The sequence below is a fragment of the Mycobacterium adipatum genome, from assembly GCF_001644575.1.
Classification (GTDB): Bacteria; Actinomycetota; Actinomycetes; order Mycobacteriales; family Mycobacteriaceae; genus Mycobacterium; species Mycobacterium adipatum.
In genome coordinates this window covers 65,113-90,342 of record NZ_CP015597.1, presented here as the reverse complement: position 1 = coordinate 90,342, position 25,230 = coordinate 65,113, and the positions used below count along the sequence as shown (strand labels likewise).

Genomic DNA, 25,230 nt, shown 5'->3' with positions numbered 1-25,230 from the left:
ACCCGCGTCACTGTGACGAAACTCCGAGACCCCCGACGACAGGACCCGACACACTCGCCCAAGGTCTCACCCGGCTCATGCTCGACGCCGACGCCGACATCGACGTCGACACCAACCTCACCGTGCTGAAGCAGATCCAGACCTCGCCACTACCCCCAGTGATAAACGCCGACGCCGGGATGCGCCGCTGAAATAGGTGGCGCTAGTGCGTGAGCGGATCCAGTCGACCGTCAGCGATACCCCGCGCTGTGTCATACGCCCTCTGAATCCCAGCGTTGACCCGAGAACGCGTGCGTTCATCGACGTCGCTGAGATCTCGGGCAGAATTCGACAGCGCGGCGCGGTCTTCGGGGTTCAAGCCGGACAACGGTGATGCCATCAGTGAAACTCCTCATTCAGACCGCTCATTGCGGTGCGTTCAAGAACCGCGATGTCCTCATCCTGACGCTGGGCGCCAATCAGCGGCTGCGCGACTCTCCGATCATGCTTAGGAAATATCCCAGAAGCGTCCGACATAAAAGCCGGGCGGTCGTCGAAGATTCCGATATACCGACGCGGGGCGACCCCGGCAAACGGCTTCAACCTGTCTTCGGCACCCTCCGAGAACATACGAACAGCCCGACTCTTCGGGTAAGGCTCGATGTACTCCACCCTGCTCAAACGCACCGACAGAGCGTGCTTGTAACACAAATGACAGGGATAGGTCGTCACATACAGAGTGCCCTGCGCAGGCGACACACCCCGGACGGTCGCGTCGTCGATGGCGCGCGCTTCGGCATGCACCGCGCGTTGATACTCGATAACGCTCATCAATTCCCCGCCCTTCAGAGCGGCCGCGGCTTGATCAACGCCGTCACCTTCCAGACCCTCAGCGAGCAGGCCGGCAGACTTCAACCGCTGCACCGTGTCGCGCAAGTTGTCCCTCTTGAACCTCTCGCTGGTATCCACACCTTGCTGCACATCAGGCGTCTGCCCGTAGGGCACGTCGTTATAGCCCGTAGCGACCACCGCATCACCAACAACGATGGCCGCACCCACTTTTCGGCTCGCCGCCAACGAGCGCGCTCTACTGGCACGCGCGACATACATCGCATACTCACCGATAGTCGGCTCGACAGGCTCACCGAACAGCAAACCCACAATTCGGTTGATCTCGCCTCGGTCGTTGTTGCGGACGAAGAAGTCCGCCTGCGGGTAGGTGTCGATGACGTTCTGGCCAAAAGGCTCGCGGTCATCAGCGTCGACACCGATCAACTCCTCGACAATTTGCCGCTTCCCCGCCGGGTCGCTGGCCGACAGGTTGCGCTGCATCAAATTCTCGGTGCGTTCAGCAACGCTGCTCTGGCTGCCGACCAACACGAACTGATTGCCGTAGACCTCCCGGAGCAGCTGCACTTCCTCCCGCCGTTTCAACGACTGCAGGATGTAGGCCGTGCGCGGTCGTCCGGGCAAGATCTCTGCAGCCGGCCGCGTATCGCCGTCACTGCGATACAGGGCGATCCTCTGAGCGCGGACCGCCGCCACCGCTAACCGGGCGATCGAAGCCGGATCCTCATTGTTATCCCTACAAAACTGGTTCCCCGCACGGATCAGCCGACGGATCCTCTGATCCTCCGACTCACCCGCGGGCGCAGGTTCAGTCGGCAATAGCCCGGAAAGCTTGATATTGACCGCCGTGTAATCGCAGTCCGCCAGGATTCCCTGAACCTTGCCCGCCAAGTCACTGGTGTCCATACCGACCGGCGACACCAAACCGATGACCAGTTCAGGACCAATGCGCTCCACCGGGGCAGCTTAGTCGACCTAGATCACGTAGAGGCCACCTCATCAGTGCAACCCGCGGCGAGCTGCCCCCGCCTCCCGACTATCTCCACCCGCAAGCACAGGCACAAGCCTGCATCCTCCGTATCGCAAACGCTCGCCGCGGAACGGTCGGCAGCGGTGGCGCCGTTTCTCCGTCTCTCGTCGAGCGCAGGCATGTGCCCAAGGAGGCCCTCACAACGAGGCCCTTGCAATCGTTCCGTGGGCCAGCCCGGTGATGCACCGTGCATCACGAACAGATCACGGCCAGCCTCTGGCGCGGTGCACCGCTAGCGCGCCGCAGGTCAGAGAACTGCACCAGACGGCGCGCCAACTGCGCCACCAACTAGACCGCCCCTCTGGGCCCTGCGCCGGAACCGTGCACCAGGTGCGGCGGATGCTCCAAGGAACCGCGCCGGTGAACCAGCGGCGGTGTCGCGTCCGGCACCTACAGTGCGGGACATGCCAGTCGCCTACCACTGGTCGCCGATCACACGGCGCACCTCCATCCGGATGCACGGATTGGTCATCGGAGCCGCCCCGAGCGTCAACGGCGTCGAAGACGACCACCGCAACCCCTGGATCAGCCTGGCGCCGACAGCGGCCCAGGCGTGGTGGCTGTCCGGGGGAGCGCTAGAAGGTGGCGGGTTCGCCGTGGAGCATCCCGTCTGGGACCTGTGGGAAGCCGACCTCACCGACATCGATCACACCCCAGGGCGGCCGGACTACCCCGAGATCCGCGTACCGGGCGACATCCCCTCCGAGCGACTCACCTGGATCGGCAGCCGCGTCTTCGGTGTGGACGCCGCATGACCAAGCGGCCACCGGCGACACCGCTCTACATCGAGGACCCACTACCCCTTGAATGCGCCCGCTGTCACCACCTCTGGCCTTCAACCTGTGCCTGCCGCCACCGATCCAACTGCCGCCGCTGCGGCCAACCCCTTGTGGATCCCGTGCTGGCCGCTGGCTACTGCACCGCCGCTTGCCTCTACAACGACTGACCACCCGGCGCGCCGGATGCCATGGTGGACACCATGGACGGTGTGGGACTGCGTGAACTACGCGAGCACGCTGACGAACTGGCGAGCCGCGCCGAGGCTGGCGAAGAGATCACCATCACCGTCGCAGGGCGGCCCATCGCCAAGCTCGTCCCCGCCACAGTGCGCACTCACGCCTGGCGACAATGGAGTGACGTCGCCGAGGTCTTCACCGGTCCCGCCGATCCCGACTGGGCAACTGACCGCGACTACATCGCACACACATCCGAGACGACCGAGACGAACTTCAGTAGTGGTAGCGGGCTTTCAGGATCTTCACCTCATTGGCGTCGGCCCGGTACACCAGACGGTGCTCGTCGTCGATGCGCCGCGACCAGTACCCGGAGAGGTCGCCCTTCAACGGTTCCGGCTTCCCGATGCCGTTGAACGGATCTCGTTGAATCTCTGCGATCAGCCTCGTGATCCTGCGCGCCGTTTTCCGATCGGTGGCCAGCCAGTACAGGAAGTCGTCCCATCCGTCTGGGTCGAAATGGATGCTTCTCACGCCTGGCCGCCGGACATCTCCTCGAGTTCCTCGATCGTCGTCGCGTGATCCACCGAATTAGGAGATTGAGAACCTTTGTCTCGGGCGACGGCCTCCATCAGCCGCCGTGCGTTCTCAGGAGATCGCAGCAGGTAGACGGTCTCCTGCCACGAGTCGTAATCGTCCGCTGACATCAACACTGCGTCACCGGCCTTGGACGTAATCCGGACGGGCTCGTGGTCGGTATTGACTTGCTCCAGCAGGGGAAACAGCCGCTGACGTGCTTCGCTTGCGCTGATAGACATCCATCCAGCCTTCCACTCGGACCAGTACATAATAATCGTACCTATTCCGTACGACTATCTAGTACTAGGCGAGCGTCTACACGCCGGATGCCGCCACCCAGCCTAAGCAGCCAATTGCTGTTTCCAATGTCTGCGGATGCTGGGACAATTCACCCATGGGCGCGAAAACGAAGCTCGACATCGAGACCGACCAGCTGCATTCAGCAGCCGGCAAAGCCGGGCAGACGCTTGCCGCAAGCGTGATCGGTGCAATCCCGCCACCCCCTCCCGCAGCGATGTCGCAGCTCGACGCAGCGCTGGCCGGAGTGAGCGCGCAGAGCGAGCTACTGAGGTCCAACGTAGACACACTCGACAGCACCTGGGCCACCAAGCAGTCCGCGGCGCTCACGGAGTCGCCCCCCGTTCTTCAGCAGCAGGACGTTCAGGGCGCTACGGAGATGGAGTCGGTACCCCAGAGCGAGTACCCGATGCCGCAGATCAACCCGATCGCGCCGGCCGACGGTATTCAGCCCGCGAGCTACAGCCCCTCAATGCCCGAGAACGGGCCATGGGGCCTGGACGACGGTGAGTGGGAGCTGGACGAGTGGGGCTCCCCGCAGCCCGTGTGGCCGCAGGGTGGCGCCAGCGGGGGAGCAGGACCCGGCGCTGGCGTATCCGGCGGAGTCGCGCCAATCTAGATACAGAAGTCGATACCGGACCAGGGAGTACAGGATGTCAGTCGCGCCGCCACCGGCCTACCAGACGTGGCCGCCGCAGCCGTACCCACCGGCTCCGCAGCCCCCACGTCGACGCTGGCCCGCAGTCGCAGCCACAGCAGCTGGCGCGGCCATCGTCGGCGGCCTCGTCACCACCCTGATCACCTTCGCCGTCACCACCCCCGAAGCTGCAACCACCGCCACATCGGCACCCTCCACAGTCACCGAAACTGCCGCGCCGCCACCAGCTCCCGCGCCACTGCCCGCCGCCCAGGCCGACGCCCAAACCTGCCGGGCATGGCAGACAACGGACACCCTCGTCACCGCCGGCGCTGCAGCCGTGCCCCCCGGCGTAGATTTCAACGACCCAGCCACGCCGAACAACCCGGTGTACAAAGCTGCTTTCACGCGCGCCGGCGATCTCTTCGGCCAGGCCGCCGAAACCTTCGCGGCTCAAACGGCTCCGGGTACTAGCCCGACGCTGGCGGCCGTGGCGGACACCACCGTCAGCTCGCTGAGGGCTCTCTCCGAGTCTTACAAGTCGTTCGACCCGGCCACAGGCAACGCGATTGCGGTCTTCCAAGCGAGCCAGAAGGCTGTTGATTGGTTGTGCCGATGAGTCAGAACCATTTTGGTGTGGACACGGCGTTTCCTCCGCCACCTCCACCGCCCGTTCCGGGTTGGCCGCCTCATCAGCCGCCTGGGCCGCCCCCAGCGAGGCCAGCCCGTGGTCGGCGCTGGCCCGTGCTTGTGGCTGCCGGCGCCATCGCTGCGACAATCGCCAGCGTCGCCGCGGCCTCAATCACCCTCAGCGCACGGGATACAGGTCCGTCAGACGCCCCGGTCACCAGCTCACCAGTCACGGTCACCGTTGCAGCACCAACCCCTGCCGCGCCCGCGCCTTTGCCGACCGCAGAGGCCGACCGTCAAACATGCCAAGACGGGTGGGTTCAGGCAGGCAATCTCATCAGGTCTGCGCAAGACGCCCTCAGTGTGCTGCCGCCTGATGTAAAGGTCGGAGATCCGGCTGCGACGTCGAATCCACAGTGGGCCAGCTCTATTCGCAGGGCGGCAGATCTTTATACGCAGGCTAGTGCGGCACTCGACGGAAGTATCGCACCGGGCGCCACACCTGTCTTATCCGAAGCTGCACGAACAAGCGTTCGCACCCTTCGGGTCCTTGGTGAGGCAATCCGGACAAGTGATCCGATTACTGGAAACGCCGTCACGATGGCAAACGAGTCGACTCAGCTGACCGGCGCATTGTGCGTCCGTCTGGCATAGCCGAAAGGATTCAGCGCCTTGGCTTTCGGTGAGGTCATGATGCCGATGACGGAGCACTCGGCTGAAATTCTGGCCGGGTCGTGGCCAGCGTCGAGTGTCATGTCTTGGTCGGGTTACGCCATGGCGTTCTCGCAGGCCGCAAACACGCTATTCAAGGAACTCGATGTCCAGATGGACATCAAGCAGATTCTAGCCCCGATGGACGGCGCGTTCATCGACGCGGCGCGCAACCTCGCCGCAGGCCGCGAGACCGCATTGCAGAATCGGATCGAGGCGTACCGCCATATCTCGAAGAAGGCCCACTGGGCGGCGAATGAGCTGCAGTCGACCAAACAGGATCTTGTCGAGATCGTGAACCAGGCCGAGGAGGACATCCAAACTTCCCGCGACAGCGCGGAAAAGGCCAAAGCCGTTGCACTACAAAGCACCCCGCTAATTGCTCCTGCTGCGATCGCCGCCATCGAGGCGCAACTACAGACGAGCATCGCCAAGATTGTTTCCATAGCTAAGTCAAATGCCATAGCACGTGACGGGCAGGGCGCCTCCACGGTGACTGCTCTGTCGACCGACATCTCTCAATGGGCCGCCCCCTTCGCTAATCACCTACTGCCCGAGGCGGGCGGCATGCCAGGTCTCCCTGGGATCAGCGCGCCGGCTGCTCCTGCTCCAGGACTGCCTCAGGACACGAACGGCAGCGTGCGCCAGGTCGACTATCTAACTGGGAACGCGCTTGATCCGAAGCAGGCCACACCGGAGCAACAGGCGCCGAAATCCGAATCACAGACTGCGGCCGACAGAAACATTCAGCAGACAGCTTTTAAGCAGCCCGACAAAGCTGACCCCACCGAAGTATCGAAGCCCTCGACGCCTTCCACACCGTCCACGCCATCGACGCCTTCGTCGCCGAGTTCTGGTGGGGGCAGTAGTAATCCGGCGTCTGTGCTCGGACAGATGATGAAGCCGGCGTCCTCGGGCAGCTCGTCGCCGGCGTCGTCGTCGCCGGCGTCATCGAGCGCGGCGAGCAATCCTGCGAGTGCGGCGCAGTCGAGTCAGCTAGCGAATGCCAACGGCGCGAACGGGGCCGGGGCGGCGAACGGGGCTGGGGCGGCCAATGCTGCCAACGCGGCAGGGCGCGCATCGGGGCTGGCCAGCTTGGGTTCCGGGTTGGCTGAGTCGTCGGCGCGGATGGCTTCTGGGGCGGTGAATACGGCGACCAATGCGGTCAGTGCCGCGACGAACATCGGCACCAACGTGGCGCACAACGTGGCGCAGGCCGCCGCGCAAGCGCCGGCGGGTCCTGCGGCGACGACCACGCCGGCGTCTGTGGGTGGTCCGGTGAGTGCTGCTGCGCCGCCGATGGGGATGATGCCGCCGCCGGCTGCGGCCGCGGGCGGTCCTGGTCCGGTGAGCCCGGTGACCGGCGCTCCTCCCGCTGCTGCCGCTCCGACGCCGACGTCGCCGGCCGCTGGCGCGGCACCGCTCAGTAGCGCCGCAGCGCCGTCTGCGGCCTCTGCTGGGGCTTCGTTGGCGCCGGTGGCGGTGCAGGGGCCGTCCATTCGTGGGATCGGCGCGGACGGTGCCACCGGAGATGTCATCTTCGATCAGGCGATGGACGCCGGCCGGGACGTGATCACCTCGCTGGTCGCGCAGACGATGGGCAGCGGCTACGTCGACATCCAGTACGCGGCGTCGCTGATCTGGGAGCGTGGCGGCACCATCTCAGCGTGGCTGGCCACCAGTGAGGGCGCGAGCTACATCCCGCTGGGTGTGCGGATCCCGCAGGACGTCCGCTTGGCGGTCACCGACCCGATCGTCGGGCACAAGCTGTGGAGCGAATCGGCGGAGGCGGGCGGCGCCAATCCGCTGGAGACCATCGTTCGGCAGGCCGAGGCGCGTGAGCAGGCCGCGCCGGGCGCGCGGGTGTTGGCGGTCGCTTCGACGCTGCCGATGGATCAAGTCATCGACTGGGCCGGCGCAGTGGGAGCGCGGCCGGTCAGTGTGAATCCCCGAGAGGTCCAGGCCAGCAAGGGAATCGCGGATCCGTCGATGGCGCATCGCTGCGCGGTCGCGATGCCGTGGGAATGGAGTGTCGTCAACAGGTTCACCGAACAGGACCGGTTGAAGGTGGCGGCGCGGCATTCGCAGATGGCGGCCAGTGTGACGCAGATGAGCGGGCGCGCCACCGATCAGGTCATCGACCTTTTCGAGCAGCGCAAGCCCATCAGCGACGCGTTGTGGGCCGACGTTGCGAAGCAACGTTTCATGTCGTTGATCGCCTACCAGACGGCGATGAAGAATGCCGGTCAGGGCGGAGCGGAGCCGCCGGCCCGGCTGTTGGCGACGGCGCGTGCCGCTGAGGTCGTGATGTGCCTGCGCGATTTCGATTCGGTCGATGGCTGTGCGGATCTGTTGTACGCCTCCCGGTTGGCGGGGGCGCCGCTGCATCCCGCCGCCGCCAACACGGCATAGAGCGGGCGACGCCGACGTGAACGCGATCCGGTCATATCTCAAAGGTTTGCAGCAGACGCCGTTTCCGCCCATGGCCGAGACCTATGACGTGCCCGAGGTCACCAGTGACGGCCCGCTGCGCGTAGTCGACATGGCAGCTCGCGGTTACCTCCAGGCGGTGAACGTGGTCCTGTCGTCGGATCAGCTCGTCGCCATGCGCCAGTGGGGTGAGCGGATGATCCGGATCAACGCGTGGCTGGATGTTCTCGACGCTGGCGATGACGTAGATCGCGCTGCCGCGGCGATGGCCGCGTTGCCTGATGTCGGCGACGGGACTGAGTACGATTCGGCGACAACGGTTTTCGATGAGATTCAGGCTCTCGCAGTTTCCCAACGTAAGTGCGACGCGGACCGGGCGAGCTTGCGCGAGGCGATCGCGTTCTACCTGGCGGCGGTGGACCGCACCGTCGCTGGCTTCACCGGGTTCCTGCAGTCCTGCGATGACGTCGGCGAGCAGCTGCGTCACGCAGTCGAGGTCGCCCGCAGGATCGACGGCTACCGCCGCCGACTGAGCGACATTCAAAAGAACTCCGAAGCGGGGTCGGGCACACGGCCGGTGGTCTGACATGGCCGGCGCCGCGCTGTCCACACCCGAGCTGCTGTTCTACTTCCCAGCGGAGTCGATCGCGTCGTTGACGCGGCGGTGGCAGGACTGGGTGTCGCGCGGCGCGACCGTGGCGACCCGGAAGGACCAGGCCCAGGATTGCCCCGGCACGCGGTTCGAGCTGCTGCGCACACACATTCTTCTGCGGCCCGTGATGACGGCCGCGGTGGCGATCGCCGAACCGCGTCTGGACCGCGCCAACAGCGTCGAGGACAAGCTGGTGTTCTTCCCATTTTTGCCGTGGCCGTGGCCGCAGATGGTCGGCGCGCACCTCATCGACGGCGACCCCGACACCCTGTGGCTGATGCCGCGCTCGTTGACCGTCGACGACTTCTAGGTGTGGCAGTACATCGACGATGTGCGGGCGGGCCGGATGTCGATGGCCGACTACGAGCGTCTCGAGGCCGCGGCCGGCCCGTCCCGCGGGCACTGCCCGGAGATGGGCACGGCCTCCACCATGGCCACGATCGTGGAGGGGCTGGGCATGACACTGCCCGGCGCCGCCGCGGTGCCCGCCATGGACTCGCGGCGGTTGCAGGTGGCCGAAGAGGTGGGTGCGCGTGCGGTGGGCCTGGCCGCCGAGGGAGTGCGGCCCTCGCACGTGCTCACCGCCGAGGCCTTCGACAACGCCATCACTCTGATGCTGGCGGTCGGCGGATCCACCAACGCGATCGTGCACCTGCTGGCCATCGCCGGCCGCGCCGGGGTGCCGCTGACCCTGGACAGGTTCCACGAATTGTCCGCGCGCACACCGCTGATGGTGAACGTGCGGCCCGCCGGAGAGCACCTGGTGGAGCAGGTGTTCCACGCCGGCGGCATCCCCGCGGTGATGAAGTCAATCGAGACCCTGCTGCACACAGACGCGCTGACCGTCAGCGGCAAGACCGTCGCCGACAACCTGCCCTCCGGCATCTCCACCGCCGCAGACGTCATCGCCACCATCGATGCCCCGTTCCAGCCGCCGCAGGGCCTGGCCGTGGTGCGCGGCAACCTGGCGCCCACCGGCGCAGTGATCAAGTGCAGCGCGGCCACCCCTGCCCTGCTGGTGCACCAGGGGCCCGCCGTGGTGTTCGACGACATGCGCGACATGATGGCCCGCTTCGACGACCCCGACCTGGACGTCACCGCGGATTCCGTGCTGGTGCTGCGTAATGCCGGCCCGCGCGGTGCCCCCGGCATGCCTGAGTGGGGCCAGCTGCCCATCCCCAGCAAGCTGCTGCGCCAGGGCGTCACCGACATGGTGCGGATCTCCGATGCCCGGATGAGCGGAACCGCCTACGGCACGTGTGTTCTGCACGTCAGCCCCGAGTCGGCCGCGGGCGGTCCGCTGGGCCTGGTCCGCGACGGCGACATCATCGCGCTGAACGCCCACGCCGGCACGCTGGACCTACTGGTTCCCGACGACGAACTGGCCACCCGCCAGGCGCCACCCCCGCGCCATCGACAGCGTCGTGGCTACGCGGCCATGTACGTCGACCGTGTCCTGCAGGCCGACCGGGGGTGCGATTTCGACTTTCTGGTCGGCCGCTCCGAGCAGCCCGAAAACGAGCCGGACGCCATTTTCGACGGCTGGGTGGGGGGCTGGTGAGTTAGCGGCTTCTTGGCGATCCCGCCCTGGTCAACGGCCTGATCGACGCTTTCCCAACGCGGACCCAACAGCCTCGCGTGTACCGTCGACACCATGACCCAGGCACCTGCCTCACCTCCGCTGCACATGCAGCGTGTCGACTTCGACCCCATCCCCACCCTCGGCGAGATCCGCGAGACCGAGGGGGTGCGCACCGTCATCAACGCCTTCGGCATGCCGGTGTACCTGGTGACCCGCCACGACGACATCAAGACGGTGCTCTCCGATCCGGAGCGGTTCTCCAATGAGCGCCCGCCAGGGTTCGTCGTACCCGGGGCACCCGAGGTGTCCGAGGAAGAACAACGCGCCGCCCAGTCCGGCAACCTGCTGGGCCTGGACCCACCCAGGCACACCCGGTTGCGCCGCATGCTCACCGGCGAGTTCACCGGCCGCCGGATGAAGCGCCTGGAGCCGCGGATCACCGAGATCGTGACCCAGCATCTGGACGCCATGGAAAAGGCAGGTCCACCAAGTGATCTCGTCACCGACTTCGCATTGCCCATCCCGTCACTGGTGATCTGCGAGTTGCTGGGCGTGCCGTATGACGACCGCGACGATTTCCAGCACCGCACCAGCCGGCAGCTCGACCTGTCGATCCCGATCGAGGAACGCTTCGAGCTGCAGCGCGCCGGGCGTGCCTACATGCAGGCGCTGGTGGCCGGCGCACGTCGCTCCCCCGGTGACGACATGCTCGGAATGCTGGTGCGCGAGCATGGATCCGAGCTCACCGACGACGAGCTGGTGGGCATCTGCAGCCTGCTACTGGTGGCCGGTCACGAGACCACCTCCAACATGCTCGGCCTCGGCACCCTGGCGTTGCTGCAGCACCCGGATCAGCTGGCCCTGGTGCGCAACGACCCCGATGCCGTGGGCCCGGCGGTGGAGGAGCTGCTGCGCTGGCTGTCGATCGTGCATTCGGGCATCCCCCGCATCACCACCAACGAGGTGGAGATCGCCGGGGTGCAGATTCCCGCGCACCAGCTGGTGGTCGTCTCACTACCGTCGGGCAACCGCGACCCGAGCTTCATCGACAACCCGGAGGTATTCGACGTCCGCCGCGGCGCGATGGGACATCTGGCGTTCGGCCACGGCGTCCATCACTGCCTGGGCGCACCGCTGGCCCGGATGGAGATGAAGATCGCGTTTCCGGCTCTGCTGCAACGCTTCCCGACGCTGCGGCTCGACGAACCCTTCGACGACGTGGCGTTCCGGTCCTTCCACTTCATCTATGGGCTGCAGTCGCTGCAGGTGGCCTGGTGAGGGTGCGCGCCGACCGCGACGTCTGCATCGGCGCCGGGGTCTGTGTGATGAACAGCGAGGCGGTCTTTGATCAGGACGACGACGGCATCGTGGTACTGCTGGTCGACGACGTGCCCCCAGCCGAGCAGGACAACGCGCGGAAAGCCGTGCAGCTCTGCCCCTCTGGGGCGCTGAGCATCGTCGAGTGAACGAGCGTTGACACTGCGCACAGCGTGATAAAGCTCGGCTGACGCTCACGCTGGGTGCAGTCTCGACGATGTGCGAAAACCCGTGTTTCACTTCAGTATCTGACGCCTCACCGCGCTGAGTCTTGTCGGTGGGTCGCACTATTGTTCGAGTCATGGGAACGTCAGCTATTGCCGATCGGGAGGCGATGCTGGCTGCCCTCGCGCAGATCGAAACCTTGACCGCGCAGATGAATCGGCTGTCGATCGACGCGTTCACCGATGCCGAGTTACTCGACGTGCAGCAGCGCCGCGAAGCGGTGGTCCGGGCGCAGCCAGTGCTCGATCACCGCGTGTATCAGCGGATCACCTCCCAAAGCTCACCGATATCCCTGGGCGCCAAGAGTTACGCCGCCGTACTGGTACAGCGGCTGCGGATCTCCACCGCTGAGGCGCACCGCCGGTTGGATGAGGCGGCGTCGTTGGGGCCGCGGACCTCGCTGACCGGCGAGCCGTTGACGCCCTCGATGCCGATGTTCGCCCGCGGTCAGGCCCAGGGGTTGATCGGCGCCGAGCACATCAAGCATCTGCGGTGGTTCTTCCGTGAGCTGCCCGGGTTCGTGGACTTTCAGACCCGGGAGAATGTCGAGGCCCAGTTGGCCCAGCATGCCTGCGAACTCGGGCCCGCCGAGTTCCGGATAGCCGCAGCGCACATGCTCTATCTGCTCAACCAGGACGGCGAGCTCTCCGATGAGGACCGTCAAGCCCTGGCCTACATCCGGGTCGGCAAGCAACGCCCCGACGGGATGCGCCCCTTCGAAGGCTTGTTGACCCCGGAAGCGTGGGCCACCTTAGAGCCGTTGATGCAGCGCAACGCCGCCCCGGGGATGTGCAACCCGGCTGACGAGAATCCCTGCCTCGAGGGTGAACCCACCGAAGAGCAGAAGCGGAATGACACCCGCACCGCGGGTAAGCGCAACCACGATGCGCTGCTGGCGTTGTGCAAGCGGATGCTCACCAGAGCGACGGGGACCATCAACGGCCTGCCCGCGAATGTCGTGATCACGGTGAGTCTGACTGATCTGGAGAAGGGCACCGGCCACGGGCTGACCGCCGGCGGCACGCTGCTGCCGATCGCCGATGTCCTGAAGTTCGCCGCCCACTCGAGGCCCTGGCTGGCGCTGTTCGACGGCAACGGCCTGCCCCTGCACCTAGGTGTGATGTCCAGGGAGGTTGTCCCGATTCGTATCGGTGAGTCTGTGTGACAGAGAAGGCCTCCGGTTGTGAAGTGGAGCTGTCTAGGAACCGCTTCATCAACCAGGAGGCCTTCGTGTCCCACGCTAACGCTGCTTTGACCCCTCGTGCACGTTTGAGGCTCGCTCAGTTCGTCGTCGAGGAGGGCTGGACCTACGCCGCAGCGGCCAAGATGTTCATGGTCTCCCCACGAACCGCCAAGAAATGGGCGGACCGCTTCCGCGCCGAAGGCGCTGCGGGGATGGTCGACCGCAGTTCTCGGCCGCGCCACAGTCCGAACAAGACCAGCCAGCAGGTGATGCGACGAATCGTTGACGTGCGGTGGCGCAAGCGGTTGGGTCCGGTGCAGATCGCCGGGCGCCTTGGCGTGCCGGCTTCCACGGTGCACGCGGTGCTGACCCGGTGCCGGATCAACCGGCTGTCCTACATTGACCGGGTCACCGGGGAACCCCTGCGGCGCTACGAACACGACTATCCCGGCTCGCTGATCCACGTCGACGTCACCAAGTTCGCCAACATCCCCGACGGCGGCGGACATCGGTTCTTAAGCCGCGAGCACGGCAGACGCAACAGACAGCGGACCGCGCATCGAACCGGCGAACGCGCGGGGAATTGGCGACCCCGGATCGGAATTGCATTCCTGCACACAGTCATTGACGATCATTCCCGGATGGCCTACGCCGAGATTCAGTCCGACGAGAAAGCCGTCACCGCAATCGGTGTCCTGCGCCGCGCGGTGGCGTGGTTCGCTGAGCGTGGCGTCACCGTCGAACGAGTCTTGTCTGACAACGGGTCGGCCTACGTGTCCTACGCCTGGCGCGACGCCTGCGCCGAACTGAACATCACCCCGAAGCGCACCCGCCCGTATCGGCCACAAACCAACGGCAAAATCGAACGATTCCACCGCACGCTGGGCGACGGATGGGCCTACGCACGGTTCTACGAATCCACCGACCAACGCAACACCGCGCTACCGGGCTGGCTGCACTTCTACAATCACCACCGAGCCCACTCCGCCATCGGAGGCCGCCCACCAGTCACCAGACTGACCAACCTCCCTGGACATCACATCTAGGCAGCCATATCGAAGCGTGCCGTATGCAGCGCGGAGGCAGTGAGCGAGCCGGGCGTCGCGCGGCGCGCGTGTCATATCGGCGTTCAGGTCGCGAAGCCCTAATGAATCATGTTCGCTCGACTTCGGTCCACGCCTGCTTGTGCGCTTGGCTGTCCACCGCGGTCGGTGGGCCGGTCATTCAGTGGTGGTGACGTGTGCGCCGCGCTGTAGGGGCGGCCGCGGCCCTGGCGAGAAGAGCTTGCAGTTCGGGGTTGGAGTCGTATTCCTGCTGGGCGGCGGTGTCGACATGGGCGGGCTGCAGCAGGATGCTTCCGTCCTCATTGACTCGCATGAGGAACCGTTGGTTGGGGTGGCCGGGAAGTGCCGTGCGGCCGCGTGCGTCGGTCTCGACGAGCGCAGGTTGTGGTCCCATACCCCCAGGCTATGCCCATTGCCGCCTGCTGCTTCAGCGGTCCGGCACGGGTATGTTGCGTCGTCGTGGCCAATGACGATGACGCCCCTGCTGTCCTGCTGCCCGTGCCGACCGAGCGGGTCGATCCGTGGGAGACCTCCGACGACGACGGAGCGAGGTTCCGGTATTTCCTGGGGACCCCGCGAGGGGAAGTCGCGACGGTGCGGTTGGCCGGCTTCCAGCGTGCTGACGGCACCCTCTACGACTTGGCGATCAGCGTCGACGCTGATGGGCCGTTGGATGTTGGCTCCGCGGAGCGACTGGCTGAGGACCTCACTGCGGCGATCGCAGATCTGCGCCGCCTGGCACCCTGAGCCTACGCGCTACCTGAATCGGGGTGCCTGCAAAGCCAGGGTGGAGATCGCACGGTCGATGGCCGGATCATCGAACTTTGACAGGTCGAACAGGGCATCGGTGGACGGCATACCGCTGAACATCGGCACCGAAATCTCATAGGGCTCAGGGGGTTTCTCGCCCTTCTGTCCCGCTTGGATGCGGCCGCGTTTGCGGTTGGGCATCGGGTCGGTTACCTCGATCAGTCCGAACTCGGCCAGCTCGTGGATGGACACGTAGGCCTCGTCGGTGAGTCCGAGCATGCTGTAGCGGAACCATTCGGCCAGGAACATAACGGTGCTGCGGTCGTGCTGCAGCCGTAGGTCGGCAACGTGGCACACCGCCAGAAACGTTGTCAGTTCGTTGAGGGTGAGCACCAGATGCCATCCGGTGGTGAAGAACTCGGTGGGGATGCAGAGGTGCTTGGGCGCGGCTGGGGTGCCCCGTGGGATGACATAGTTCCGGCCGGACCCGTCTTCGCGGCAGAACGTGGAGTTGGCGTAGCGCTGCCCGGTGTCGTTGAGTGACACCAGATCCCACTTACGGAGTGCATCGAGGGCGCGATTGAACGCCTTGCGCTGGTTGCGGATGTGGACGCCGTCGACGTCGAGCGCGGCCAGGGCGATCCAGTTGGTGGCCTTGTTGAGCGGGTCGCTCTTCGCGTTGCGGCGCCGGGACGGCTCGGGGGGAGTGCCGGGGCCGTTCTTGTACGCCGCGCGCATCTGATGGACGAACAGGCTGTTGAGGTAGACCGGCAGAGCGTGCGGGTTTTTGCCGTTCTGGACCCGAGTCAGCGAGGGGCGAGAGGCAATGTTCTCCGGCTGCCGCGCCGGCGGGGGGTAGGGCCGACCGGTGTTCAGGATCAGGAAGTCGGAGCGGATGACGATGTACGGCTGCTCCGGGTGGGCGATGCTTTGCAGGCGCTCGGTGGCGCGGGTGATGGCGTCATAGGTCTCGCGCTTCTTCAGCTCGGCGCGGCGGTCCTTGCGTTCCGCGAGGTATTTGTCGGCGACCTTCTTCATGTAGGCGGCTTGGCGGGCGCGTTCGGCGTCCTGCGCAGCACCTGGTTCGTCGACGCCGGATTCCGATGTGCTCACACAACGAGAGTACCTATATAGCGGATACCTAGTTAGCGGAGTAACTGACCATATCCAATATCAATGTAAGTGACCTTTTGTCCCGCCAACTCGGCCATTTGAGCCCCGCCAACTCGGCACCTTTGAGCGCGTGCCACCGCGCTTGGATTCGGGAAGCGTGCAGCTCAACAGCACCGAGAAGGGATCACCACATGACCGAGCACCACCCCCAGGACGACACCAATGGCAACGCTCCCCGCCGCGATCGCGCACACGGCATCGCCCGCGCGGTGGCAGCCGTCGGTGTCGGCATCGCCTACGCGTACGTCACCGGTGACATCGGCCAGGCAATCACCGCCACCGGGGTCGCGTTGAGCCTGCTGCGCGAGGCCTTCGGGCGCCCACCGCAGTGACCGCTCGACTGCGCGTTGGTGTCCCGCACGCGTGCCACACTTGTGGCATGCCGCGCACACGGGTGAGCACGACGGTGGATACCGATCTGCTGGACCAGGTGCGCAAGCAGATGCCCGGCGCGAAGGATCACGCACTGCTCGACACTGCGTTGGCCGCGCTGTTGGCGGCGAACCGGGCCGCCGAGGTCGACGCCAGCTACGCGGCCTACGACGAGCATCCGGCCGATGAGCCCGACCACTGGGGCGACGTCGCGGCCTGGCGACAGTCGGCGGGGCGACGGTGACGCTGCCGGCGCGCGGGGAGCTGTGGTGGTGCGAGACCACCGACGCCGCGCCGCGCCCGGTGGTCGTGCTCTCGCGCGATGTCGCGATTCCCCGGCTGCGCCGTGTCCTGGTCGCGCCGTGCACCACGACGGTGCGCGGGTTGGCCAGTGAGGTCGTCCTGGAACCGGGCGCGGATCCGGTGCCGCAGCGGGCGGCGGTGAACCTCGATCTGGTCGAGAGCGTGCCGGTGGCGGCGCTGGGGTCCCGGTTGGGTCGGCTGGCTGACGATCGGATGCGGGCGGTGTGCGCCGCTTTGGCCGTGGCGGTGGACTGGCGTTGAGCAGGTACGCGGAATACGAGGCTCTGGCTGCCGTCGGGAGCGCCTACGAGGCGTGGGTGCGGGCCAACACCCGCCTGGATGAGGAGATGGCGGCTGCGGCCGCCCAGGACGCCCCGCCTCCGGTGGGCGCGTTGCAGGCTGACTTCGAGGCCGGACTCGAGGTGACCCGTGCGGTGATCGCCTTCGCGAGGTCCTGCCCGTCCGGCGGGCCGCACGTCGAGGACTTGCCGAATGCGGCTTTCGTGCAGGCGATGTTCCAGTCGGTGACCCCTGAGCTGTCGGGTGAGGTTGACGCCCTGGCGGCGGCGTGGGGCCAGTGGCTGCCGGTGGTGGGGCGGTGGACGCCGGCCAGCGCCGAGCAGCCGCCGCCGCGGCCGACGTCGGGGGCGGTCAGTCACGTCCTGAACACCGTGGACGCCTGGTGGGACGCTGAGCGGGAGTCGATGCGGGATCGCATCGTGGACATGCTGACTGAGGCCGGCGGCACGAACGCCGGCACGTCTTACCGCACCACCCCTGATGGGCAGCTGCAGGAGGTCATCCACATCGCCGGCATCAGGATGTCGCTGCCGCCCGATTCCTCCGTTGGGCCGATCGCCCGGTGGTGGCGGCGGGTCCGGGGGCGCGGGGAGGCATCGTGAGCAGCTGCAGAGCCGAGCTGTGCTCGATGTGGGGTGGCGACGAGTGCTTGTGCGCGCTGTTCGGGTTCGATCCGGACGATCCGCCGCGCGACGGCACGTTCACGGTGGTCCTGCCCACCGAGCAGGCTTAGGCGTTGACGTCCCAGGAGCCGTCGTCGGTGTAGTCGGTGTCGTCGAGATCCCACTCCTGGCCGGCTGGGTCGAGGACGCGATCGTGCTCGCAGTGCGGGCAGCGGAACGCCGAGATGAGCCCGACGAGGTGGCGACCGCGCTGCATGCGGGCGCGACCGATCGCCGGCGGAGCGCTGGCGGGGTCGGTGAAGATTCGGCCGGTGTTGATCAACGCGGCCGCGGTGGCGCCGCATCGCGCGCAGCGCTCGGGGCGCCGCGGCGGCGGGCAGATGATCATGCCGGCGGTGTCAGACCAGCCGCCCCACTGCACGGGCAGGCCGTCCCACCGGGGTGGCAGGTCGTGCTCTCGCGGCCACAGATCCAGGCTGGCCTGCTGGCCGTCAGCCGGTGACATCGCTGGGCTCGGGCTGGGGTCCGTCGGCCATGCCGGCGCAGGTCGGCGGCGGCAACGGAATGAGGTTGCCGGCGTCGTCGGTGGTGTAGCCGTCCGGGGGCGGAAGTGGCAGCGGCACAACGGTTCCGCCGGTGTCGGCGGCGTACTTGCGGGCTTCCTCGGCTTCGTCGTCGGTGAAGGCCTTGATGGCTTCAGGCTGTCCCGGCACTTTTACCAGCATGGTGAAGTCGGCGACCTCGACCGGGGTTGTCCGCTTGCGCGGCTTCTGCTCCACGTGGTGCGGGTGCGGGCTGGCGTTCTCGGTCACGTGGCCCATTGTGGTCGTCGCGGCCGACACCACCGGCGGTCACTCGATGCGCGGCGCGCTATGACGCGACCACCCGTCTGCGGGGGTGAAGCGCAGGACGTCGGTATCAGTGACGACGACCAGGACGTCGATGCCGTCGGGTAGCCGGAGCGCGGCCTCGGGGACCTCGCCGGGCGTCTCGCGCACGGCGTCGATCACCGTTGCGGCGGGGCCGTCGCGGCTCGGGACGACGGCCAGCACGTGAACTCCGCCGCGTCCGGCGAGCGAGTGGCGGGCATTGGAGGATTGATCGGAGTCGAGCCAGTCCTGCAGGAGCGCGGTGATGTCGATGTCAAGGTTGAGGGCGCGGGGGCGCCCCACGATGGTGCCCGTCAACAGGATCCCCGGCTTCAGGTCGCTGTCTGGCACCACGGTGAGATCGCAGTGAAAGCCGAGTTCTTTCGCGTAGCGCGGGAAGTTGTCGTGGTCGTGCAATGAGTTTGTGTATCCACGGGATTCGAGGTCTTCGACCATCTCGGTCAACGTCGCGATCAACGTATTGACCACCGGCGTCTCAGGGTCGCCCTCATAAACCGCGGCGGCGACCGAGACGTCCACCGAGGCGGCCCACAGGTGGCGCAGGTTCGGGATTGGGATGTATCGCGGTTGCTTGTTGTAGGCGGCGTTGAACCCCCGCAGCGGGCGGCTGGTCAACTCTTTGACTTCGACGACGTGGCGGGGCGAGCGGAAGTCGGGGATGGGCCCGCCGGCGAACGCCGGGTCCTGGTCGCACACACGGGTCAAGTCCGCGTCGTCGAGCGCCGCGGCGGCCGCCAACTGTGCGCGCACCTCCACCGGTTTGAGCCGGCAGCCGCGATGGCCGCACGGAGCAGGCGCCCGGTCGTCGGGGTGCATCAGGCGCGCATGTTGGCGAACGGGAGTCGGCCGTGGTGGGCGCGGAATCGGGCGATCATGGCGGTCTCGATGGCGGCCGCTTCGGTGTCGTCGGTTTCACGCCATCCGACGAGGAGGTCGGTGTGGTCGGCGAGCTGCCAGATCCGGCGGCCCCCGGAGTGGCCGATGGGTTCGCCGGCACCGAAGCGGCGAAACTCGTCGAGCCGCTTGCAGAGCCCGCGTCGGCGGTTGCCGCCGTGGTTGGCCTTGCCGATGTAGACGACGCGGGTGCCGGGCACCCACAGCTGCTGCAGCTCGGCGACGGGCACGGTGGGGTCTTTTCCTTTGAAGTGCCCCGCTGGTGAGACGTCGAGAAATGTGGGTGGGTCGTCGGTGGTGCGCACGATGACGTACACACCCGGCCCAGTCGGGACGCCGGCAGTGGGCAGTTCGGCGAACGGCACCCACCCCGTGAAACCGGAGAGGTCAACCGGGTCGGTCGTCATCGGCTGCTGTCCTTCCTTCGAGGTCGACCTCGATCCTCGCAGTTGGAGCCAACTGTTGGGCTGGAGCGACGCGATGCCGTCAGAGAGCGGGGAGCCCTGCCCCGAAGGCTTGTGCGCGCTACGTTCAGGCCTCAACGCGGCGGTGCACCCGGCGCGTGTTCCGGGAGGCGGGGAGGCAGCACATGGTGACGCGTCATGACCTGGCCGCGCACATGCGGTCGACTCGGCGGCGTCTTCTCGACGACAGTGGTGAGTTCGTGTGGACGGTGACCAGGTTGCATGAGGAGATCAGCCGCTTCCAGGCCGAGGGGCATCGGGGGTGCGATCCCGTTGTCGCTGGCGCGCTCCAGCGGTTGATTGATGGTGGCGCCGACCGCACGTACTGGCATGTGAAAGCGCTGTACCAGGCCGAGGACATCTCCAGGGACCGAACACCCTCTCAGGGAAGGGAATTGGTGTGGTTCTACGACGAGATGTTCAACAACGGGCAGCCATTTCTGACTGAGATGTGGGAACAGGTGCGGATCGCTGATCCGCCCCGCTCGCGCCCATCGCGGCCACCTCAGCGGGGACGAGTTCCGGGTGACGATGTGCGATGGCTTGCCGATCTCACCGTGCGCGATGGTGTTGACGTTCCGCCCAATCTGGAGTTCACCAAGTCGTGGCGGCTGTACAACGCTGGGACAGTTCCGTGGGTGGGACGCCGGCTCATACGGGTGGGGCCTGCCACGAGCTACGGGCTAGTGCGATCGCCACCGTGGGTGCCGATCGCCGACACCGAGCCTGATTCCACTGTCGACATCTCGGTGACGGTTCGCGCCCCCGCAGTAGAGACCTCCCACTGCGAGCCGAGGTGGAAGATGGCCGACAGCGATGGCCTGTTGTGTTTTCCGGACTTGAGCTACGGCATCGGAATGGTGATCCGCGTCGTCGAGGGATCACCCGAGCCAGACATGTCAGTGCCGGGAGCTGTCGAGGCCGGTGACCGCAAGCTCGCCCGACTGCGCGCTGACCGTTTCTAGCTTTCGATAGAACGCACGTCCACGACGTTCACTGGGTTCGCTTCACCCAATGGAAGGGACGAACCGTGAACGCTGTGACCCAGATTGCTCTCATGATCGCCGGCTGCTTTGTTGCCTACCTGGTGCTGTGCGCGGTGGTAGTCCTGCGTACCGGGTCCACCGACGGCTTGCCTGCCGTCGGGGCGGCTGTGGCCGCATTCATCGCCGCCGTCGTGGCGCTCATCAGGCGCTGGCCCGGCCACACCGGTGTGGGGGTCTCCGCTCCGCCGCGAGAGGCAGGCGGTGGAGACGACAGCCAGCCCGGCGAACGCTGAGGGTCGTGGCGAACGACTCTGCAGCGTCGCGCGTCTGCGGGTTAGCGGCGTTTGCGTCGTTCGGTGGTGAGGTCGACGACACCGTGTGCTTCGGCGACGCCGGCGGCGATGCGGCCGGCCAGCTCGCCGATCACGTCGTCGGTGACGTAGACCTTGGCGGCCTGGCGGCCGATGCGCATCATGCGGGCTACGAAGTCGAGGTGGTCGCTGATGTCCTGGCGTACCGCGTCTTCGAGGCCGTCGGTCATGGGCAGGTGGTGGCGGTCGGTGAGCAGGCTGATCAGCAGGGCTGTGCGTTCGTCGAGCCAGGGTGAGCGACGCGGCATCAGCGGCGCCGGCCGAGGCTCGGCGCGCCGCCGGAGACGGTGCCGGGATGACGTACTCGGTCGGTGTCGGCGCGGCTGTCGGGCAGATCGGTGCGGTCGGTGAGTTTGGGGGTTTGGGTGCCGGGTGTGCGTGGTGGGGGTGCGGTGTTGCGGACGCCTTTGGATCGGGTTCCGAATGCGGGTGCGTACTTTCCGGGTTTCAGCCAGGCGGGGACGACCGCGGTGATGGGTTTCTCGTTGGTGCCGTGGCAGCGGCCGCCGCGCGGGGTGTTGTGCAGTGGAAGCAGGCCGGTCGAGGTGAGGTCTGCAGGGAAGTAGCCGCAGGACGAGCACACCTGGCCGCGGTGTTCGGTGGGGGCGGCTTTCTTGGCGGCGCGGCGCTTGGCCGCAGCGCGGCGTTCGCGGGTGGGGTTGGCCTTGTTGGCGCGGCGCTCGGCTGCCATGCCGGAACGGTACCGGCCTGCCGGCGGCTGTCGGTGGTGTTCGGTGCTACCGCCAGGCCCGCACGATGGCGGCCATCGGGGTGGCTTCGGTGGAACGGGAGGCGCGTCGGCGGGCGCGTTCGTCGCGGGTGAATCGCCAGCTGAGGATCCACTCCTGGCGGCCGGTCAGGTCGGTGTTGATGAGCCTGTTCATTTGGGCAGGGGTGAGTGCGGCGGGGTTGCCGTGTCCGTCGTTGCCGGTGATGACGATGTTGCCGCGCAGCAGCGGCACCTGGCGGGCGGTGAATGCGGTGCTTATCAGCAGCAGTACGGTGGCCTGCTTGTTGAGCTGCATGTGGGAGCAGTGGGTGGATGGGGTGAACCAGAAGACGATCGTGTTGTCGCGGCTGCTGACTGTTTCGAGGCGGTGCTCGCGCACGAGGTCGGCGATGTCTTTTCGATCGCGCAGCTGGACCCGATAGAGGTTGCCGTTGTGGCTGGCGTGGATGGTTTGAAGCATGTGCACCTCGTCGTGTTGCGTTCGGATTCTAGGGAGCGCAGTCTCAGCGCATCGTCTTGAGGGCGTCGAGGAAGGCCCAGCCCCCGCCTGTACCCGCGCCGCCTGCGGCGGCTAATACCGCTGCAGTCCAGATCAGCCGCTTAATGCGTCGCAGCAACCGCAGCAGACCTAGGGCGACCAGCACACCTACCGCGCCGATGACCACCATCAGCAGCGGACTGTTGTCGATGCCTGCGGCGTCCAACAGGCTCGGCTCGGTCATGGAGCTGCCTGTCCGTTTCGCTCAGCGATGTCTTCCCGATCGCGCAGCCGGACCCGGTGAGGGTTGCCGTTGTGGCTGGCGTGCAGTGTCTCGAACATGTGCGGCGGCTCCATGGTGTTGCGGTAAAAGTGATGCTAAAGCCGGATGTGGACACCGACGGGCACCGGTTTCTACGGGCGAGAAGGACTCGGCGGCGCGGGGCAGGCGTGTCGTACTCGGGGAGCATCATCAACCCTGGCAGCACGGAGCGGGAGGGACGCCATGGCCGAGGACGTCGAGGAGTTGCAGCGCCTGCAGAAGCAGGTGCGTGCCGCCATCAAGGAACGCACCAGCCTTGAGCAGGGGTTGGCCAATCCGGACGCTCTGCGGTCGGCGACAGCGCGGGCCTATCGGGATCGCGATGCGGTGACCAACCCGCTGCTGGAGGAGGCCCGCGAGAAGGTGGCCGCCGACATCGAGGAGTTTCACAAGCACTGGCGCCATGTCGACACGATCGCCCGCAACGTCGAACGCGTGGCGGATCTGCTCGACGAGGCGCCGGCGTACGTTCTTGGCCACCGTGACGCGATCGCTGAGGGGCTGCCCGCGGTGCGGGACCGGCGCGCGCAGGTCGCGCGCGATCTCATTGCGGCGGGATTGCACAGCATCCTGCCCGAGGAGGTCCACGTCGATGGCCAGGGGTAAGTACAAGCAGCGCAAGCACAATCAGGATGCGGCGCAGCTGGCCACCGATTTGGCGCAGGTGCGAGCCCAGCTCGACGAGGAGCTGGCGCGGCTGGCCGCGATGCGCGAACGCGCCGAGTTGGATGCCCGACTGCGCGCTGAGCTGCGTGCGGCGATCGCGGCGCGGGATGCGGTGTGCGCGCCGCAGCTGCAGCGCATCGCTGTTGACCGGGACGCCATTCGTGTGGCGTCGCGCCAGCTCGACGAGGCGGTGCGGGAGTTGGCTCGTCATTGGTCGCGGATCGGGGATTGGGGCTGGGAGACGTTCGGGCCGGAGTCGTTCTACGCGATCCTGTCCGGCAACCGGGCGTATCTGACTGAGGGTGTGGTGTCCACCCGGTTGAATTCGGTTCAGACCGAAGCGATTCAGCGTGCGCGCGGCATCCGCAAGGACGCCCCGTTGGACTTCACGGTCGAGCAGAAGATGGCGCTGGCGAAATCGGTTGCCTACGCGACCGGCACAGTGCTGCCCGACGATGTGACCGATGTCGACGGCCCGGCGTGGGACGCCTACATGGATGCCCTCGCGGCGGACACCGCCGCGGTGATCGCTTTCAAGTCACCGCCGCCGTGGTTGAACATCGCCGCCGACCCCGGTCATCCGGTTTCTCGGATGCTGGGTGGCTGTCCGGAGGGTGTGGCGGTGACTGTCGATGCGCCGGCCGCGGTGCCCGCCGTCACCGAGTTGTCTACCGGTTCGGCGGCGCTGCGCGACAAGGCCACCGCGGCGGGGGCGCCGGTGGTTGCGGATGCGTTCATCGGCAGTCTGCAGCACAACGTGACGGCGGCGGCGCGGTCGCAGATTCCGTCTCTGGTGGCGGGCAGTTCGCCGTATCCTTCGCCGGCTGATGCCGCCGCGATGCAGGCCTGGTACGCGGTGTCGGCGGTCGGCGCATGGGGTCGGCACCGGACGGTGACGAACGGGCGGATTGCGGTGGCTGCGGCCGCGGCCGTTCCGTTCTGGTTGCCGCCGGGGCACACCATGGCCTACCTGGACTCCGAGCCGCTGTCAGGGGAGGACGTCGAGGATCTGCGGATGCCGTTCGCTCAGGTGCTGGTGACCTTCGCCGAACCGGCGCGGCTACCAGCCATCGACAACGGGGTGCTGCGCGATGACGCTCGAATGCGCTGGATCGACCACCTGGTCGGCTCCGGAAGGGAGCTGCCGGACGGCCGCGAGATGATGATCGGCGCGACCAACAACTTCCAGTCTCCGCTTCCGGCGTTCTGGGATGCCGTTGCTGCGCGAGGCGCACACATCGAGGCCGTCTTGTTGCTCGCCGATGCGCACGGACGTCTGGATGACCTGTTCGGCTGGTGTGTGGCCATCCCGTCAGCGACGGCCGGCGCGACTTTGGGCCGCTGGGTGGTCCCGGCGTCTCGCAGTGCGACGAGCTACGCCAATCTCGTCACCAACGCCGCGGCGGTCGCCGCCTGGGCGGACTGGCACCGGCCCGGTCACAAGCGCGGCGAGGACGAACAGGAGTCCGTGGCCGCGCCCAGCTCCGGTACTGCGAAACGCCCCGAGGACTCGGTGCACGTGCTCAACGTGACGGCCACGACGCCAGCGGACCCGCAGCCGACGGCCAAGGGTGAGCCGACCGGGCGCACCACCGCACCGCACCGCCGCCGCGGTCACTGGCGGCGTCAGCATTTCGGGCCAGGGCGCACGCAGACACGTCGGGTCCGGATCGCCCCGGTGATGGTCAACGCTGGACGGCTGGGGTCTGATCGGCCGCAGATCTATCGGCTGCCGGCGCCGACGCTGGCGGAGCCGCGGTGAACAGGCGGAAGCGGCCGGCGCGGTACTG

The 25,230-nt window shown here is 66.8% G+C and carries 34 protein-coding genes and 1 pseudogene; 22 read left to right on the top strand and 13 right to left on the bottom strand.

The genetic code is table 11. From position 1 onward, the window contains the following. Positions 1-378: 378 nt before the first annotated feature. Positions 379-1,785: a deaminase gene (locus tag A7U43_RS28165; protein ID WP_068004093.1), complete on the bottom strand. Its 1,407-nt coding sequence runs from the start codon at positions 1,783-1,785 to the stop codon at positions 379-381. 477 nt (positions 1,786-2,262) lie between these two features. Here A7U43_RS28165 and A7U43_RS28160 point away from each other — a divergent pair, with 477 nt between their 5' ends. Both A7U43_RS28160 and A7U43_RS30635 read left to right on the top strand, forming a co-directional pair. After that, complete coding sequence (locus tag A7U43_RS28160; RefSeq protein ID WP_068004444.1) at positions 2,263-2,613, top strand: hypothetical protein; 351 nt, start codon at positions 2,263-2,265, stop codon at positions 2,611-2,613. Positions 2,614-2,825: 212 nt separating this feature from the next. Continuing rightward, a pseudogene (locus A7U43_RS30635) lies at positions 2,826-2,948 on the top strand (type II toxin-antitoxin system Phd/YefM family antitoxin); the annotation flags it as partial. A 139-nt stretch (positions 2,949-3,087) separates the two neighbouring features. Here A7U43_RS30635 and A7U43_RS28155 read toward each other — a convergent pair. Together A7U43_RS28155 and A7U43_RS28150 are read right to left on the bottom strand one after the other, a co-directional pair. Continuing rightward, positions 3,088-3,345: a Txe/YoeB family addiction module toxin gene (locus tag A7U43_RS28155; protein ID WP_068004090.1), complete on the bottom strand. Its 258-nt coding sequence runs from the start codon at positions 3,343-3,345 to the stop codon at positions 3,088-3,090. Further along, the gene (locus A7U43_RS28150) at positions 3,342-3,629 is read right to left on the bottom strand and encodes a type II toxin-antitoxin system Phd/YefM family antitoxin (protein WP_068004441.1); all 288 of its coding nucleotides are present in this window, start codon (positions 3,627-3,629) and stop codon (positions 3,342-3,344) included. The genes A7U43_RS28155 and A7U43_RS28150 overlap by 4 nt, the downstream gene beginning before the upstream one ends. A 155-nt stretch (positions 3,630-3,784) precedes the next feature. Here A7U43_RS28150 and A7U43_RS28145 point away from each other — a divergent pair, with 155 nt between their 5' ends. The 10 genes from A7U43_RS28145 to A7U43_RS28100 all read left to right on the top strand — a co-directional run bounded on the left by A7U43_RS28145 (position 3,785) and on the right by A7U43_RS28100 (position 14,100). Further along, the gene (locus A7U43_RS28145) at positions 3,785-4,306 is read left to right on the top strand and encodes a hypothetical protein (RefSeq protein ID WP_068004088.1); all 522 of its coding nucleotides are present in this window, start codon (positions 3,785-3,787) and stop codon (positions 4,304-4,306) included. A gap of 34 nt (positions 4,307-4,340) precedes the next feature. Further along, positions 4,341-4,943, top strand: coding sequence for a hypothetical protein (locus tag A7U43_RS28140; protein ID WP_068004086.1), 603 nt, complete (start codon positions 4,341-4,343; stop codon positions 4,941-4,943). 785 nt (positions 4,944-5,728) lie between these two features. Then, the gene (locus A7U43_RS28135) at positions 5,729-8,077 is read left to right on the top strand and encodes a hypothetical protein (protein WP_231963891.1); all 2,349 of its coding nucleotides are present in this window, start codon (positions 5,729-5,731) and stop codon (positions 8,075-8,077) included. Between the two features lie 16 nt (positions 8,078-8,093). After that, positions 8,094-8,681 carry a hypothetical protein gene (locus tag A7U43_RS28130; RefSeq protein WP_068004084.1) on the top strand — a complete coding sequence of 196 codons (588 nt, stop codon included), beginning with the start codon at positions 8,094-8,096 and terminating at the stop codon, positions 8,679-8,681. 1 nt (position 8,682) lies between these two features. Further along, entirely contained in the window at positions 8,683-9,057 is a 375-nt protein-coding gene (locus A7U43_RS28125) for a hypothetical protein (RefSeq protein WP_068004083.1), read from the top strand. Continuing rightward, entirely contained in the window at positions 9,058-10,308 is a 1,251-nt protein-coding gene (locus A7U43_RS28120; protein WP_068004080.1) for a dihydroxy-acid dehydratase, read from the top strand. It begins immediately after the preceding gene. 93 nt (positions 10,309-10,401) lie between these two features. Next, a complete protein-coding gene (locus A7U43_RS28115) occupies positions 10,402-11,607 on the top strand; it encodes a cytochrome P450 (RefSeq protein ID WP_024450560.1) in 1,206 nt (401 codons plus the stop codon). Continuing rightward, positions 11,604-11,795, top strand: coding sequence for a ferredoxin (locus tag A7U43_RS28110; RefSeq protein ID WP_024450559.1), 192 nt, complete (start codon positions 11,604-11,606; stop codon positions 11,793-11,795). The genes A7U43_RS28115 and A7U43_RS28110 overlap by 4 nt, the downstream gene beginning before the upstream one ends. A gap of 152 nt (positions 11,796-11,947) precedes the next feature. Next, the gene (locus A7U43_RS28105; RefSeq protein ID WP_082902504.1) at positions 11,948-13,036 is read left to right on the top strand and encodes a DUF222 domain-containing protein; all 1,089 of its coding nucleotides are present in this window, start codon (positions 11,948-11,950) and stop codon (positions 13,034-13,036) included. A 65-nt stretch (positions 13,037-13,101) separates the two neighbouring features. Continuing rightward, positions 13,102-14,100: an IS481 family transposase gene (locus A7U43_RS28100; protein WP_156526209.1), complete on the top strand. Its 999-nt coding sequence runs from the start codon at positions 13,102-13,104 to the stop codon at positions 14,098-14,100. A gap of 178 nt (positions 14,101-14,278) precedes the next feature. On the opposite strand, the gene A7U43_RS29480 is transcribed toward A7U43_RS28100, so the two are convergent. Further along, positions 14,279-14,512 carry a hypothetical protein gene (locus A7U43_RS29480; protein ID WP_082902503.1) on the bottom strand — a complete coding sequence of 78 codons (234 nt, stop codon included), beginning with the start codon at positions 14,510-14,512 and terminating at the stop codon, positions 14,279-14,281. A gap of 65 nt (positions 14,513-14,577) precedes the next feature. On the opposite strand from A7U43_RS29480, the gene A7U43_RS28095 reads away from it, so the two are divergent. Further along, positions 14,578-14,865 carry a hypothetical protein gene (locus A7U43_RS28095; RefSeq protein WP_068004073.1) on the top strand — a complete coding sequence of 96 codons (288 nt, stop codon included), beginning with the start codon at positions 14,578-14,580 and terminating at the stop codon, positions 14,863-14,865. Positions 14,866-14,874: 9 nt separating this feature from the next. On the opposite strand, the gene A7U43_RS28090 is transcribed toward A7U43_RS28095, so the two are convergent. Beyond that, the gene (locus A7U43_RS28090) at positions 14,875-15,981 is read right to left on the bottom strand and encodes a hypothetical protein (RefSeq protein ID WP_068004070.1); all 1,107 of its coding nucleotides are present in this window, start codon (positions 15,979-15,981) and stop codon (positions 14,875-14,877) included. Between the two features lie 191 nt (positions 15,982-16,172). Between A7U43_RS28090 and A7U43_RS28085 the strand changes: the two genes are divergently transcribed. Genes A7U43_RS28085 through A7U43_RS30570 form a run of 5 tightly spaced genes read left to right on the top strand, consistent with a single transcriptional unit; the run spans position 16,173 to position 17,749 of the window. Next, the gene (locus tag A7U43_RS28085; protein ID WP_068004067.1) at positions 16,173-16,373 is read left to right on the top strand and encodes a hypothetical protein; all 201 of its coding nucleotides are present in this window, start codon (positions 16,173-16,175) and stop codon (positions 16,371-16,373) included. 47 nt (positions 16,374-16,420) lie between these two features. Next, positions 16,421-16,657 (top strand): antitoxin MazE5, encoded by a 237-nt coding sequence (locus tag A7U43_RS28080; protein WP_068004064.1) that lies wholly within the window; start codon positions 16,421-16,423, stop codon positions 16,655-16,657. After that, positions 16,654-16,977 (top strand): type II toxin-antitoxin system PemK/MazF family toxin, encoded by a 324-nt coding sequence (locus A7U43_RS28075; RefSeq protein ID WP_068004062.1) that lies wholly within the window; start codon positions 16,654-16,656, stop codon positions 16,975-16,977. Before A7U43_RS28080 ends, A7U43_RS28075 begins: the two co-directional genes overlap by 4 nt. Further along, positions 16,974-17,618, top strand: coding sequence for a hypothetical protein (locus tag A7U43_RS28070; protein WP_068004436.1), 645 nt, complete (start codon positions 16,974-16,976; stop codon positions 17,616-17,618). Before A7U43_RS28075 ends, A7U43_RS28070 begins: the two co-directional genes overlap by 4 nt. Next, a complete protein-coding gene (locus tag A7U43_RS30570) occupies positions 17,615-17,749 on the top strand; it encodes a hypothetical protein (protein WP_257747860.1) in 135 nt (44 codons plus the stop codon). The genes A7U43_RS28070 and A7U43_RS30570 overlap by 4 nt, the downstream gene beginning before the upstream one ends. On the opposite strand, the gene A7U43_RS28065 is transcribed toward A7U43_RS30570, so the two are convergent. The 4 genes from A7U43_RS28065 to A7U43_RS28050 all read right to left on the bottom strand — a co-directional run bounded on the left by A7U43_RS28065 (position 17,746) and on the right by A7U43_RS28050 (position 19,830). Beyond that, a complete protein-coding gene (locus A7U43_RS28065; RefSeq protein WP_068004061.1) occupies positions 17,746-18,144 on the bottom strand; it encodes a hypothetical protein in 399 nt (132 codons plus the stop codon). The two genes, A7U43_RS30570 and A7U43_RS28065, sit on opposite strands and share 4 nt — an antisense overlap. Beyond that, positions 18,131-18,460: a hypothetical protein gene (locus A7U43_RS28060; protein WP_068004059.1), complete on the bottom strand. Its 330-nt coding sequence runs from the start codon at positions 18,458-18,460 to the stop codon at positions 18,131-18,133. Before A7U43_RS28060 ends, A7U43_RS28065 begins: the two co-directional genes overlap by 14 nt. A gap of 30 nt (positions 18,461-18,490) precedes the next feature. Then, positions 18,491-19,267 carry a hypothetical protein gene (locus A7U43_RS28055; RefSeq protein WP_156526208.1) on the bottom strand — a complete coding sequence of 259 codons (777 nt, stop codon included), beginning with the start codon at positions 19,265-19,267 and terminating at the stop codon, positions 18,491-18,493. A gap of 77 nt (positions 19,268-19,344) precedes the next feature. Continuing rightward, positions 19,345-19,830, bottom strand: a complete 486-nt coding sequence (locus A7U43_RS28050; RefSeq protein ID WP_068004045.1) for a hypothetical protein — start codon at positions 19,828-19,830, stop codon at positions 19,345-19,347. A gap of 182 nt (positions 19,831-20,012) precedes the next feature. Between A7U43_RS28050 and A7U43_RS28045 the strand changes: the two genes are divergently transcribed. Both A7U43_RS28045 and A7U43_RS28040 read left to right on the top strand, forming a co-directional pair. Then, the gene (locus tag A7U43_RS28045; protein WP_068004431.1) at positions 20,013-20,852 is read left to right on the top strand and encodes an NBR1-Ig-like domain-containing protein; all 840 of its coding nucleotides are present in this window, start codon (positions 20,013-20,015) and stop codon (positions 20,850-20,852) included. A gap of 74 nt (positions 20,853-20,926) precedes the next feature. After that, positions 20,927-21,166, top strand: a complete 240-nt coding sequence (locus A7U43_RS28040; RefSeq protein WP_082902521.1) for a hypothetical protein — start codon at positions 20,927-20,929, stop codon at positions 21,164-21,166. A gap of 41 nt (positions 21,167-21,207) precedes the next feature. On the opposite strand, the gene A7U43_RS28035 is transcribed toward A7U43_RS28040, so the two are convergent. Genes A7U43_RS28035 through A7U43_RS28020 form a run of 4 tightly spaced genes read right to left on the bottom strand, consistent with a single transcriptional unit; the run spans position 21,208 to position 22,696 of the window. Further along, on the bottom strand, positions 21,208-21,492 hold the full coding sequence (locus A7U43_RS28035) for a hypothetical protein (protein ID WP_068004041.1): 285 nt from the start codon (positions 21,490-21,492) through the stop codon (positions 21,208-21,210). Beyond that, positions 21,492-21,935, bottom strand: a complete 444-nt coding sequence (locus tag A7U43_RS28030; RefSeq protein ID WP_068004039.1) for a hypothetical protein — start codon at positions 21,933-21,935, stop codon at positions 21,492-21,494. Before A7U43_RS28030 ends, A7U43_RS28035 begins: the two co-directional genes overlap by 1 nt. Before the next feature lie 46 nt (positions 21,936-21,981). Next, on the bottom strand, positions 21,982-22,434 hold the full coding sequence (locus A7U43_RS28025; RefSeq protein ID WP_068004036.1) for a hypothetical protein: 453 nt from the start codon (positions 22,432-22,434) through the stop codon (positions 21,982-21,984). A gap of 43 nt (positions 22,435-22,477) precedes the next feature. Further along, complete coding sequence (locus A7U43_RS28020; protein WP_068004033.1) at positions 22,478-22,696, bottom strand: hypothetical protein; 219 nt, start codon at positions 22,694-22,696, stop codon at positions 22,478-22,480. 261 nt (positions 22,697-22,957) lie between these two features. On the opposite strand from A7U43_RS28020, the gene A7U43_RS28015 reads away from it, so the two are divergent. Then, entirely contained in the window at positions 22,958-23,380 is a 423-nt protein-coding gene (locus A7U43_RS28015) for a hypothetical protein (RefSeq protein WP_068004027.1), read from the top strand. After that, the gene (locus tag A7U43_RS28010; protein ID WP_068004025.1) at positions 23,367-25,202 is read left to right on the top strand and encodes an AcrVA2 family anti-CRISPR protein; all 1,836 of its coding nucleotides are present in this window, start codon (positions 23,367-23,369) and stop codon (positions 25,200-25,202) included. Before A7U43_RS28015 ends, A7U43_RS28010 begins: the two co-directional genes overlap by 14 nt. Positions 25,203-25,230 lie beyond the last annotated feature (28 nt).